This window comes from Sorangiineae bacterium MSr11954 (assembly GCA_037157815.1).
GTDB classification, from domain to species: domain Bacteria; phylum Myxococcota_A; class Polyangia; order Polyangiales; family Polyangiaceae; genus Pendulispora; species Pendulispora albinea.
In genome coordinates this window covers 2,492,167-2,505,574 of the sequence record CP089984.1, presented here as the reverse complement: position 1 = coordinate 2,505,574, position 13,408 = coordinate 2,492,167, and the positions used below count along the sequence as shown (strand labels likewise).

Sequence of the window (13,408 nt, the reverse complement as noted above, 5' to 3'; positions counted from 1 at the left end):
GAGGAGCACACCATGCACTCCACCAAAAGGAACAGGCCGTGAACGTACCTTCGTTGCAGAGCTCTTCTCCCCATTCGGTCCACGACGCGCCGCTCCAGAGCAGCGGCATTTACCTCGAGCACCAAGCGGCGCGGGAATCGAACGCGCGAAGCTACCCGCGGGGGTTGCCGCTCGCCCTCGCGAGCGCGAGCGGGATCCACGTCAAAGACACGGACGGGCGCTCGTACATCGACTGCCTGGCCGGGGCGGGCGCGCTCGCGCTCGGGCACAACCACCCGCGCGTCAAGGAGGCGCTCGTGCGGGCGCTCGCCCAGGATCTGCCGATGCAGACCCTGGACCTGACGACGCCGGTCAAGCACCGCTTCATCGACGATCTCATCGCGCTCCTGCCGCCCCGCTTCGCCGAGAGGGCGCGCATCCAGTTCTGCGGGCCCACGGGCGCCGATGCCATCGAGGCCGCGCTCAAGCTCGTGAAGACGGCCACCGGCCGCCGCTCGGTGCTGGCATTTCGCGGGGCCTACCACGGCATGACCCACGGCGCCCTGGCGCTCACCGGGAGCCGCGGCCCGAAGGAGCCCATCGCGGGCCTCATGCCCGACGTGCACTTCCTGCCCTACCCCTACGCATACCGATGCCCCTTCGGGGTCGGGGGCGCGGAGAGCGGACGGGTGGCCAGCACCTTCGTGGAGCGGCTGCTCGACGATCCCAATAGCGGCATCGTCGCGCCTGCGGCCCTGGTGGTCGAGCCGGTTCAAGGCGAGGGCGGGGTCATCCCCGCGCCGCTCCCCTGGTTGCAGGAGATCCGCCGCATCACGCGCGAACGCGGCATTCCCTTGATCGTCGACGAGGTTCAATCGGGCCTCGGCCGCACGGGGGCCATGTTCGCCTTCGAGCACGCGGACGTGGTGCCGGACGTGCTCGTTCTGTCGAAGGCCATCGGCGGCGGACTGCCGATGAGCGTGGTGATCTACGACAAGGAGCTCGATCGTTGGGCGCCGGGCGCGCACGCGGGCACGTTCCGCGGCAACCAGCTCGCCATGGCCGCGGGCATCGCCACCATCGAGGTGGTCCGCGAGCAGCGCCTCGATCGTCACGCCGGCGCCATGGGCGAGCGCCTGCGCGAGCACCTCCTCGCGGTCCAAGGCCGGTCGCGTTGCATCGGCGAGGTGCGCGGGCGCGGGCTGATGGTCGGCGCCGAGATCGTCGATCGGGAGCGCGAGGCCGACGGCGTGGGCGCGCACCCGCCTGCGCCCGCGAAGGCCCGGCTCATTCAATCCGAAGCGCTGCGGCGAGGCCTCATCGTCGAGCTGGGCGGCCGGAGCGATTGCGTCGTGCGCTTCCTCCCGCCGCTCATCGTCACGGCCGAGCAGGTGGACTCCATCGCCACGATCTTCGACGAGGCCGTGCGGGCAGCCGAGCAGGCGTCATGACCCGAGCGCGCACGAGACGGCGGCGCCTCGTGCTCTGGGGGGCCGCGGCCGTGGCAGGTCTGGGGCTCGCCGCCGTGGGGTTCGCCGCGCTCGTCCTCCGCGGGTCCTTGCCCGAGCTCTCCGCGGAGGTGACGGTCGCGGGCCTCGCCGGCACCGTCACGGTGACCAGCGACGAGCACGCGATTCCCACCGTTCGAGCGGGCTCGCGCGAGGACGCCCTGCGCGCGCTCGGATACCTCCACGCGCGCGACCGCCTCTTTCAGATGGATCTTCTGCGCCGCCAAGCCGCGGGGCGCCTGGCCGAAATCTTCGGACGCGATCTCCTCGCCTCCGACGTGCAGAGCCGCACCTACGGCTTCGACCGGCTCGCGCCCCGCGTCGTCGCGCGCCTCCCCGCCCCCCAGCGCGCGGCGCTCGAGGCGTACGCGGAAGGGGTCAACGGCTACCTGGCGCGCGGGCGCACGCTCCCCTTCGAGTTCCAGCTCCTTCGCTACCGCCCCGAGGCGTGGCGGCCGGAGGACAGCGCGCTCGTCGCCCTCGGCATGTTCCAGGTCCTGAGCGGGAGCGAAGATCAGGAGCGCACCCATAGCGTCATCGCGCGTTGCGTACCGCCGAACGTGGCCGACTTCCTCTCGCCGGACGCCGATCGCTACACGCGCGCGCTGTTGGGTGCGCAAACGGAGCTGCCTTCGCCGTCTTTGCCGTCGTCACCGCCCTTGCCCGAGCGCGAGCTTCGTGCGCTGGCGATGGCGGCACCGGCCGCGGGCGCGAAGGACGGACCGGTGCTCGCGGCGGCCGCGGGCGAGGCGCCGAAGGGCTCGAACGGGTGGGTGGTCGCGGGATCGAGGACCAACGATGGCCGCGCCATCCTCGCCAACGACATGCACCTCGACCTCGGGGTGCCCAACGTCTGGTACCGCGCCACCCTTCGCTACGGCGACGTGGAGATCACCGGCGTGATGCTGCCCGGCGTGCCGCCCGTGATCGCAGGCTCCAACGGTCATGTCGCCTGGGGCGTGACGAACCTCGAGGGCGACGTGTTCGACCTCGTCCAGCTCGAGGTCGACCCTCGGCACCCCGACGCGTACCGCACGCCCGAAGGGTGGAAGCCGTTCGAGGTCGAGCAGGCGGTCGTGAAGGTCGCCGGCGAAGCCGACGTGACGACCCCCGTTCGCCGTACGATCTGGGGTCCGGTGGCATCGCGCCCGCTGCTCGGGCGGCCGGTGGCCGTGAAGTGGACGGCCCTCGATCCGGAGGCGGTCGACTTTGGCCTGCTCGAACTGGATCGCGCGCGCACGATCGACGAGGCCACCGCGATTTTGAACCGCTCGGGGAGCCCGCCCATGAACGCCCTGCTCGCCGACGCGCAGGGGCGGGTCGGCTGGACCCTGGTCGGGCGCATCCCGCTGCGGCAGGGGTTCGACGGGGCGGTGAGCGTCTCGTGGGCGGGCGGCGGCGGCGCGTGGGGCGGGTATCTGCCGCCGGGATCGATGCCGCGCCTGCTCGATCCTCCCTCCGGCTTCGTGGTGAACGCCAACCAACGCATGCGGACCGAGCCCGACGTGCCGGTGCTCGGCCACGACTTTGGAAATGGCTACCGCGCCTACCGCATCACGGAGCGGCTGCGCGCGATGCCCAAGGTGACGGAGCGCGATCTGTTCGCCCTTCAACTCGACACGCGCAGCGAGCTGTTCGACGTGTACCGCGATTTGGCGCTCGCGACCCTCGACGCGGCCACGGGGGCGGCCAATCCGCGGCTGGGCGAGGCGCGCGCCGCGCTCTCGGCGTGGGATGGCCGCGCGGAGATCGCGAGCCCGGGGTTCGCGTGGCTCGTTCGATTCCGGCGCGTCCTCGCCCGCGACATTTTCGGCGCCTGGCTCGGCGCCTGCCGCGCGCTCGAGCCGGACTTCGAGTTCGCGCTGGGCGACATCGACACCCCGATTCAGCGGCTCCTCACCGAGCGACCGGCGAGCCTCGTTCCCCCGCCCGCCACGAGCTGGAACGACTTCGTGCACGCGGCGCTCTTGAAGGCCGAAGACGAAATGAAGGAGCGCTACGGCAAGAACCCGCGGAGCCTCTCGTGGGGCGAGGCGAACTTGGCCGAGGTCCGCCACCCGCTCTCCGACGGCTTGCCGCTCGTAGGCCGATGGCTGGACATGCCGGCCGAGCCCCTCGCCGGCTGCGGCTTCTGCGTGCGGATGGCCGCAGGCACCCTCGGCGCCAGCGAGCGCCTGGTCGTCTCGCCCGGGCACGAGCCCGATGCCCTCTTCCACATGCCCGCCGGTCAATCCGGTCACCCGCTGTCGCCCCACTACGGCGATCAACAAGCGGCGTGGGTCGCGGGCCATCCGCTGCCGCTCTTGGCGGGCCCCACCCTCGCCACATCGACCCTCGCCCCAACCCAAGGAAAACCCCGATGAGCACCGAAAATCCGACCAACCCGACGATCGCAAAGCACCAGGCAAGCCCGAGCGAGCAGGAAGACACGACGATCTACAAAGTCGTGGTCAACCACGAGGAGCAGTACTCGATCTGGCCCGAGTACCGCGAGAACCCCCTGGGCTGGCGCGACGCCGGCAAGAGCGGCACCAAGGCCGAGTGCTTGGACCATATCGCCCGGGTTTGGACCGACATGCGCCCCCTCAGCCTGCGCAAGCAGATGGAGGGGCAGACGCCGTGAGCTTCCCTCCCATCGTGAGCCCGAGCGGGCCGGGCGATCTGTCGGACTTTGCCGAAAGCATCCGCGCCGCCGTGGAAGAGCGGCTCACGAGGCATGGGGCCGTTCTCTTCCGCGGATATCCCGTGCGCGGCCCCCGCGACTTCGAGCGCATCGTGTCGTTCGTCACCCCCGATCTCCTCGAGTACACCTTTGGCTCGACCCCGCGGTCTCGGCTTTCGGGACGCATCTACACGTCCACCGAGTACCCCGCGCACCAGCAGATCCCGCTGCACAACGAGCAGTCGTACACCACCGAGTGGCCGCTCAAGATTTGGTTCTATTGCGCAAAGCCCGCCCTCGAGGGCGGCGAGACACCGCTCGCCGACAGCCGCGAGGTGCTCCGCCGGATCCCCGCGCGCATCCGTGAGCGCTTCGCGGCCAAGAAGGTCATGTACACGCGCAACTACGGCAACGGCCTCGACGTCCCTTGGGAGAAGGTCTTCGGCACCGAGGACCGCGCGGAGGTCGAGCGCTTCTGCAAGGACGCGGAGATCGTCTGCGAGTGGAAGGAGGACGGCGAGCTGCGCACGCGGCAAGTTTGCCAGGCCATCGCCACGCACCCGCGCACGAAGGAGGCGGTCTGGTTCAATCAAGCGCACCTCTTTCACGTCTCCAACCTGGAGCCGGCGGCGCGCGATGGCTTGCTGGCCATCTTCGCGGAGGACGAGCTGCCCCGCAACGCCTTCTACGGCGACGGCACGCCCATCGAGGACGGGATCCTCGACGAGATTCGGGAGGTCTACCGGCAAGTCGCCGTGTCCTTCCCCTGGAGGGAGGGCGACGTGGTGCTCGCCGACAACATGTTGGTGGCCCACGGGCGGACGTCCTTCAAAGGGCCCCGCCAAGTCCTGGTGGCCATGGCCGAGTCATACCGCCCCGAGGGCGGCGCCGGGGGAGGACCCAGGTCGTGAGCGAGGATCTGTTCGTTTTTCCGATGAGCTTTGCGCAGGAGCGACTCTGGCTCCTCGCCGAGCTCGAGCCCGAGAGCACCTCGTACAACATGGCCGCCGCCGTGCGGCTCGATGGGCCGCTCGATACGGGCCGGGTGGAGACGTGCGTCTCCGAGATCGTGCAGAGGCACGAGGTCTTGCGCACGACGTTCGAGGTGGTCGACGGGCAGCCGTGCCAAGTGATCCGGCCGGCGCGCGCGCAGCGGATCCCGGTGGTCGATCTCCGCGGCCTGCCGCCGAGCGAGCGCGAGCCCGAGGCGCGGCGCCTGATCGAGCGCGAATCGCGGCGCCCCTTCGATCTCGTGAACGGCCCGCTGCTCCGGCTGCTCCTCTTGCGCCTGGGGCCCGATGAGCACGTGCTCGTCTGGGTGGTGCACCACATCGTGTTCGATGGGTGGTCGACGCAGCTGGTCCTTCGCGAGTTCGCCGCGCTGTACACCGCGTTCACGGCCTCGCAGCCGTCGCCGCTCGCGGACGTGGCGCTGCAATACGCGGACTTCGCGGACTGGCAGCGCCGTCGCGCCGAGACGGGCGCCCTCGCCGCGCAGCTCGCATACTGGACCCAAAAGCTCGCCGGCCAAGATGGCATCCTGGAGCTGCCGACGGACCGCCCCCGGCCCGCCGTCCAAGGGCACCACGGCGCGCGCTACTTCTTTCAGCTCCCGGGCGAGCTCGCGAACGGGCTGCGCGATCGGGCGAAGCAACGAGGGACCACCCTCTACACGGTGCTCCTGGCGGCGTTCCAAGCCGTGCTCGCGCGCTACACGGGCGCGACCGACATCCGTGTCGGTACACCGGTCACCAACCGGAGCCGGGCGGAGCTCGAAGGGCTCGTCGGCTGCTTCGCCAACACCGTGGTGCTCCGCACGGATCTGGGCGGCGATCCGTCGTTCGCGTCCCTGCTCGCGCGGGTGAAGGACACCGTGCGCGACGCGCAGGCGAACCAAGAGGTCCCGTTCGATCGCGTGGTCGAGGCCGTGCGCCCGACGCGCGACTTGAGCCACGCTCCGCTCTGCCAAGTGCTGTTCGCGCTCCAGCCCGCGCTAGGGGAGGCGCCGCGTATCCCGGGGCTGGACATGCGGCTGCTCGACCTGGACGCGGGCGGCGCGCAGTTCGATTTGTCCCTCGAGTTCGCGCCCGACGGCGAGGGCCTCGCCGGCGCGATCGAATACGACGAGGACTTGTTCGACGAGGCGCGCATCGCGCGCTTCGGCGCGCACGTGCGCCGTGTGCTCGAAGGCGCGGTGGCGAACCCGGACGCGCGCCTGTCCCAATTGCCGATGCTCGCGCCCGAGGAGCTTCGGCAGCTCCTCGCATGGAGCCGCTCCGGCCCTTCGAGCCTTGCGTCGCCGTCGACCTCGCGTCCCGTGCACCGGATGTTCGAGGAGCAAGCGGCGCGCACGCCCGAGGCGGTGGCCATCGTCCACGACGAGCAGCACCTGACGTACGGTGAGCTCGATCGGCGCTCCCTGCGGCTCGCGTACGATTTACGGAGCCGCGGCGTGGGTGGCGAGGGAGCGGGCGAGGTGCGCGTCGGCGTGTGCCTGCCGCGTTCCATCGGCATGATCGTCGCCGTGCTCGGCGTGCTTCGGGCGGGCGGCACCTATGTTCCCATCGATCCCAAGTACCCACGCGAGCGGATCGCCGGCTTGGTCGGCGATGCCGGCGTCTCCGTGGTCGTCGCCGACGGTGGTGCGATGGGCGATTTGCCGCCTGGGGTCGAGGTGGTGGATCTCGATCCCGCGCTCGGCGGCCTTCGTGGGTCGCCTTCGGAGACGGGCGGCTTGCCGGATCCGACGTTCCGCGCGGAGGATTTTGCCGCCGGGCAGGCGGCGTACATCCTCTATACCTCCGGCTCGACGGGGGTGCCCAAAGGCGTGGTGGTCGCGCAGCGGACGCTCGCGCGCTTCGTCGAAACGGCGGCCGCGCACTACGCCATCGCGCCCGGCGATCGGGTGCTGCAGTTCGCGGCGCTGAGCTTCGATGCGAGCGTGGAGGAGATTTTTCCGTGCCTCGTGCGCGGCGCGACCTTGGTGCTGCGCACGGAAGAAATGCTCGAGTCGGTGGCATCGTTCCTCGCGGCGTGCGCGCGATGGGGCATGACCGTGCTGGACCTTCCGACCATGTATTGGCACCGCGTGGTGGCGGGCCTGGAGGAGGGTCTCACGGTGCCGGCTTGCCTGCGGCTGCTCATCATCGGCGGCGAGGCGGCCTTGCCGGAGCGGGTGAGCGCGTGGCGCGCCGCACGTGGCGTCGCGCAGGTTCGCTTGCTCAACACGTACGGGCCGGCCGAGGCGACCGTGAGCGCGACGGCCAGTGACTTGATGGCGATCGATGCGCGCGGCGCGATCGATGCGCGCGACGCATGGGCGATCCCCATCGGCCGCCCCCTCGCGGGCGTGCGCGCCCATGTGCTCGACCGCGCGGGGGAGCCCGTTCCCATCGGCGTCATGGGGGAGCTCTACTTGGGCGGAGAAGGCCTCGCGCGCGGGTACTGGAGGCGTCCGGACCAAACCGCCGCGCGCTTCGTGCCGGATCCGTTCTCCGAGCGGCCGGGGGAGCGGCTGTATCGGACGGGCGATTGCGTCCGCTGGCGCGACGATGGGCAGCTGGAGTTCGCGGGCCGCGTGGATCACCAGGTCAAGCTGCGCGGCTTTCGCATCGAGCCGGGCGAGATCGAGGCGCAGCTCGCCGCGCACCCCGGCGTGCGGGAGGCCATCGTGCTCGTGCGGGAGGACCGCCCGGGAGACCGCCGCTTGGTGGCGTACGTCGCGGCCGATGCCACCGTGGAGCCGGAAGCCCTCCGGCGCACCTTGAAGGAGCGGGTGCCGGACTACATGGTGCCCTCGTCGTTCGTGGTGCGGGGCGAGCTGCCCCATACGCCCCACGGCAAGATCGATCGCGGTGCGCTGCCGGCCCCCACGATCGACATCGAACGCGAGGCCACCGCGCCCGCGACCCACGCGGAGGAGGTCCTCGCCGCGGTGTGGGCGGCGCTCCTCGGGCGGCCGGCGGTCGGGACGCGGGAGAACTTCTTCGAGCTCGGGGGCGATTCGATCCTGGCGCTGCAGGTCGTCTCGCGCGCGCGGGCCGCCGGGCTCGCGATCACGGCGCGTCAGATCTTCCTTCATCAGACCGTCGCCGAGCTGGCCGCGGTCGCGGAGGCGCTCGCGCATCCGCCGGCGCGCGCCGAGCGCGCGGAGGGCGACGTCCCGCTCACCCCCATCCAGCGCTGGTTCTTCGCGCAGGGCGCCGAGAACCCGCACCACTGGAACCAGTCGTTCTTGCTCGAGCTGCGCCAGCCCGTGGTGTTCGAGGCCCTGGAGGCCGCCGTTGCCGCGGTGGCGGAGCATCACGACGCCCTGAGGTTGCGCTTCGTCGATACGGGCGGCGCGTACCACCAAGCGTACGCGGGGGCGCCGCGCGCGGCGGTCGGGCGCGTGCGCGTCCCCGAGGCTCCCGCGGAGGAGATCTCCCGAGAAGGGCGCATCACCCGCGCCGCGGAGCCCTGGCAGTCGCAGCTTCATCTGAGCGACGGGCCGCTCCTCCGTGCCGTGCTCCTCGAGGGCGCCTTGTCCGAGCCCGCCCATTTGCTGCTGGTCGCGCATCACCTGGTGGTCGACGCCGTCTCCTGGCGCATCCTGCTCGAAGATCTGCAGCTCGCCTATGCGCAGCACACCTCGGGCGAAGCGATCCGTCTCCCCGCGACGTCCATCCCCTTCGGCGCGTGGGCGCGCCGCCTTTCGGCGCACGCCCGATCGGAGGCGATCCGAAAGCACGCGCCCGCGTGGATCGCGCAGGGTGGCCCGACGCCTTTGCTTCCCGTGGACGATCCGAACGGCGCGGCCGTCGAGGGCGAAACCGTTCGCCTCACGGAGCGCCTCGATGCGGACGCCACGCGGCTCCTGCTCGAATCGGCCCCCGCGTACCGGCTGCGGGTGGAGGAGATCCTGCTCACCGCCCTCGCCGGCGCGCTCGCGCAGTGGACGGGAGACGACACGGTGCTCATCGAGATGGAGGCGCACGGACGCGACGCGCTCGACGACGCCGACGCCTCCCGCACCGTGGGGTGGTTCACATCGCTGTACCCCGTCCGACTGGCGATCCCCCGAGGCGCCGCGCCCGATCACGCGCTGCGCGAGGTGAGGGAACGACTGCGCAGTCTATCGCCCATGCGTGAGAGCTACGGGCTGCTTCGCCACCTCGCGAGCGACGCGGACACGCAGCTGCTCCGCGCTCGAGGCGCGCCCCACGTGAGCTTCAACTACCTCGGACAGTGGGACGACCTCTTTGCGCAAAGCCCGCTCTTTGCGTTCTCCGAGGCCGACCCCGGCGCCGAGCGCGATCCCAAGGCCCCCCGAGCGTACGAGCTGGAGATCGACGCGGCGGTCGTCGGCGGACGCTTGCGGATCACGTGGAGCTACAGCGGTGCGCGCTACCGGCGCGGGACCATCGCAGAGCTCCACCACGACTTCGCGGCCCGGCTCCGCGCGCTCTCGGCGCACGCCGCCGCGGCGGCCGCGCGGGGCGAGGTGCCCTACACGCCCTCGGACTTCCCGCTCGCGCGGCTCCAACGAGCCACGTTGGATCGCGTGCTCGCCTCCCGCCGCGACGTCGAGGACGTGTACCCTCTGAGCCCACTTCAACAAGGGCTGCTCTTTCACAGCCTGTACGAGCCCGGCTCCGGCGTCTATGTCGAGCAGGTGACGTGCCGGCTGGAGGGCGCGCTCGACCAGGACGCGTTCCGCCGCGCGTGGGAGGCCGTCGTGGAGCACCACGGCGTGCTGCGCACGACGTTCCTTTGGGAGGGCGCCGACGAACCGCTTCAGATCGTCCGGCGGACGGCGGCCATCGCCATCGGCGCCGAAGACTGGCGCGGCCTCGGCGCAGACGAGCAGCGTGCGCGAATCGAGGCGCGTCTCGAGGCGGATCGCGCCGAGGGCTTCGACCTGGGTCAGGGCCCGCTCATGCGCGTCGCGCTCCTTCGGTTGGAGGACAGCGTCCATCGGGTCCTATGGAGCCATCACCACCTCGTCCTCGACGGGTGGTCCGCGGCCATCGTCCTGCGCGACGCGTTCTCGGCCTACGATGCCTTGCGCAGCGGCCGCGCCATCGCGTTGGCGGCGCGCACGCGCTACCGCGACCACATCGCGTGGCTGCAGGAGCACGATCCCGATGCGGCGAGGCCATTTTGGCAGCGCACCTTGGAGGGCTTCCACGCCGCCACACCGTTGCCCTTCGAGCGGGCGCAGCCGGGGGATCCGCCGAGCGGACAGGGCGCGGAGACGCGGCTCCTGTCGGCATCGGCCACCGAGCGGCTCCAACGCTTCGCGCAGCAGCAGCGACTCACGCTCAGCGCCGTGGCCCAGGGTGCGTGGGCGTTCGTGCTCGCGCGCACGGCGCGCTCCGAGGACGTCCTCTTTGGGATCACGGTGGCCGGTCGATCGGCGGCGCTCCCTGCTTCCGCGGGCCTCTCCGGGGTGGAGGGCATGGTCGGCCTCTTCATCAACACGCTCCCGTTGCGCGTGGCCGTGCCGGCATCGACCACGGTCGGGGACTGGCTGCGCGATCTCGCGAAGCGCACCACGGAGCTCGGGCCCTACGAGCACACGCCCCTCGCCCGCGCGCGCGCCTGGAGCCCCCTGCCCTCGGGCCAGCCGCTCTTCGAGAGCCTCTTGGTCTTCGAGAACTACCCGGCCGATCCGCGCGCCTACCAGGGGCTGCCCGGGCTCGCGGTGCGGGATGTCGCGTTCGAGGAGCAGACCAACTATCCGCTCACCCTGACCGTCGTCCCGGGCCCCGAGCTCCGGCTCCGTCTCGCCTACGATCGGCGCCGCTTCGACCGGGAGGGCGCCGCGCACGTGCTCGAGTTGGTCGAGGCGGCGCTTCGTCAGCTGACCAGCCACCCCGAGGTACCGGTGGGCGCGCTCTCGCTCCTCGGCGAGCTGCACGATCGGCGCAGCCTGGCCAAGCGGAACGCGACCGAGCGGGACTATGCGGGCGATCGCCTCGTCCACGAGCTCTTCGAAGCGCATGCCGCCGCGAAGCCCGACGACGTGGCGCTGATCTTCGACGAGCGCAGCCTGCGCTACCGCGAGTTGAACGAGCGCGCCAACCAGGTCGCGCACGCCCTCCGGCGCGCGGGGGTCGGCCCCGACGTGCTCGTCGCCATCGCGATGGAGCGCTCGGTGGAGATGGTGGTGGGCCTGCTCGGCGTCCTCAAGGCCGGAGGCGCCTATGTGCCCATCGATCCGGAGTATCCGGCCGATCGCATCGCCTTCATGCTCGAGGACGCGGGGGCCGAGGTGCTGCTCAGTCAGTGGCCCGTGGCCTCGCGCCTGCCGGCCCATCGGGCGCGCGTGCTTTGCCTCGACGCGGACCGAGCCACCCTCGAGCGGGAGCCCACCGCGAACCCGGCCGTCCGCGTGGCCGGCGACAACCTGGCGTACACGATTTACACGTCCGGCTCGACGGGTCGCCCCAAGGGTGCCGGCAACAGCCACCGGGGTCTGCTCAATCGGCTGCAGTGGATGCAGGAGCGCTACGGTCTTTCGGCGTCGGACCGGGTGCTTCAGAAGACCCCATTCAGCTTCGATGTCTCCGTTTGGGAGTTCTTTTGGCCGCTCATGACGGGGGCCGGGTTGGTCGTGGCGCGCCCCGGAGATCACCGCGACGGCGATCGGCTGGTCGAGCTCATCATGCGGCACGACGTGACGACCCTGCACTTCGTTCCGCCGATGCTCCAAGCCTTTTTGGAGACCCCGGGGGTCTCGTCGTGCCGCTCGCTCCGGCGCGTGATCTGCAGCGGTGAAGCGTTGCCGTCGGAGCTCGCGCGGCGCTTCTTCGAGCGGCTCGGCGCGGAGCTGCACAACCTCTACGGTCCCACCGAGGCCTCGATCGACGTAACGGCGTGGGCGTGCCAGCCCGAGGACGATGGCGCGTCGGTGCCCATCGGCACGCCCATCGCGAACGTGCAAACGTACATCCTCGATCGCCAGGGTCACCCGGTGCCGGACGGCGTGGCCGGGGAGATCCATCTGGGCGGTGTGCAGCTCGCGCGCGGCTACCACCGGCGCCCGGAGCTGACGGCCGAGCGCTTCATCCCCGATCCGTTTGGTACGGCACCGGGAGGACGGCTGTATCGAACGGGCGATCTCGCCCGCTACCGAGCCGACGGCGCCATCGAGTTCCTCGGACGGCTCGATCACCAGGTGAAGATCCGGGGCCTGCGCGTGGAGCTCGGCGAGATCGAGGCGCGCCTGCTCCAGCACCCCGACGTCCGCGAAGCGGTGGTGGTCGCGCGCGAGCAGGCGCACGGGGGAAAGAGCCTCGCGGCGTACGTATCGGTGGCGGCTGCGTCGGCTGCCCCGCCGGCGATCGGCTCGTCCGCGGGCGGCGCCTCGGCGATCGGCTCGTCCGCGGGCGGCGCCTCGCCGATTGGCGCGTCCGCAGGCGGCGCCTCGGCGATCGGCGCGTCCGCAGGCGGCGCCTCGGCGATTGGCTCGTCCGCGGGCGGCGCCTCGGCGATTGGCTCGTCCGCGGGCGTGCCGGCGGCGCCGCCGGGGCCCGAGGATCTTCGCGCCTGGGTGGCGGAGTGCCTCCCGGCGTACATGGTGCCTGCGCGGATCCTCGTGCTCGATCGGCTGCCGCTGTCGCCGAATGGCAAGGTCGATCGGCGCGCGCTGCCGGCGCCCGACGCGATGGCCGCGGCCCAGCGTCCCTACGCCCCACCTCGGACCGAGGCGGAGCGCATCTTGGCCGAGGTGTGGGCGGCGCTGTTGGGACGCGAGCGGATCGGCATCGACGACGACTTCTTCGAGCTGGGTGGCGATTCGATCGTTACCTTGCAGGTCATCGCACGGGCGGCCCAGCGCGGTCTGCGCCTGACGCCCAAGCAGATGTTCGACCATCCGACCATCGCCCAGGCCGCGGCGGTGGCCGTCCCGCTCGACGCATCGGCCGCACCGTCGAACGCGGCGACCGCACCGTCGAACGCGGCGACCGCACCGTCGAACGCGGCGACCGCACCGTCGAACGCGGCGACCGCACCGTCGAACGCGGCGACCGCACCGTCGAACGCGGCGACCGCACCGTCGAACGCGGCGACCGCACCGTCGAACGCGGCGACCGCACCGTCGAACGCGGCGACCGCACCGTCGAGCGCTTCGACGGACGACACGCCCGCCGAGGCCGCGCGGGGTGGATCGTCGCTCGTCGCGGGCGATGGTCCTCCGGCGGCCAACAACCCAGACCTTGGCTTGTCCCCCGAGGAGTGGAGCGATCTCCTGGACGAGCTGGAGAGGTGAAAC

At 71.4% G+C, this 13,408-nt stretch carries 5 protein-coding genes; all 5 read left to right on the top strand.

What is annotated here, in order from left to right:
* Positions 1-38: 38 nt before the first annotated feature.
* From LZC94_10150 to LZC94_10130, 5 genes are read left to right on the top strand one after another with little or no spacing between them, the layout of a single operon-like run.
* Entirely contained in the window at positions 39-1,430 is a 1,392-nt protein-coding gene (locus LZC94_10150) for a diaminobutyrate--2-oxoglutarate transaminase (protein ID WXB17622.1), read from the top strand.
* Positions 1,427-3,850: a penicillin acylase family protein gene (locus LZC94_10145; protein ID WXB17621.1), complete on the top strand. Its 2,424-nt coding sequence runs from the start codon at positions 1,427-1,429 to the stop codon at positions 3,848-3,850. Before LZC94_10150 ends, LZC94_10145 begins: the two co-directional genes overlap by 4 nt.
* Entirely contained in the window at positions 3,847-4,110 is a 264-nt protein-coding gene (locus LZC94_10140; GenBank protein WXB17620.1) for an MbtH family protein, read from the top strand. Before LZC94_10145 ends, LZC94_10140 begins: the two co-directional genes overlap by 4 nt.
* Positions 4,107-5,060: a TauD/TfdA family dioxygenase gene (locus LZC94_10135; GenBank protein ID WXB17619.1), complete on the top strand. Its 954-nt coding sequence runs from the start codon at positions 4,107-4,109 to the stop codon at positions 5,058-5,060. The genes LZC94_10140 and LZC94_10135 overlap by 4 nt, the downstream gene beginning before the upstream one ends.
* On the top strand, positions 5,057-13,405 hold the full coding sequence (locus LZC94_10130; protein WXB17618.1) for an amino acid adenylation domain-containing protein: 8,349 nt from the start codon (positions 5,057-5,059) through the stop codon (positions 13,403-13,405). Before LZC94_10135 ends, LZC94_10130 begins: the two co-directional genes overlap by 4 nt.
* Positions 13,406-13,408 lie beyond the last annotated feature (3 nt).

Bases quoted from the DNA above. Each gene is read 5' to 3' on its own strand.
- LZC94_10145 (WXB17621.1), top strand. From the start codon at position 1,427: ATGACCCGAGCGCGCACGAGACGGCGGCGCCTCGTGCTCTGGGGGGCC.
- LZC94_10140 (WXB17620.1), top strand. From the start codon at position 3,847: ATGAGCACCGAAAATCCGACCAACCCGACGATCGCAAAGCACCAGGCA.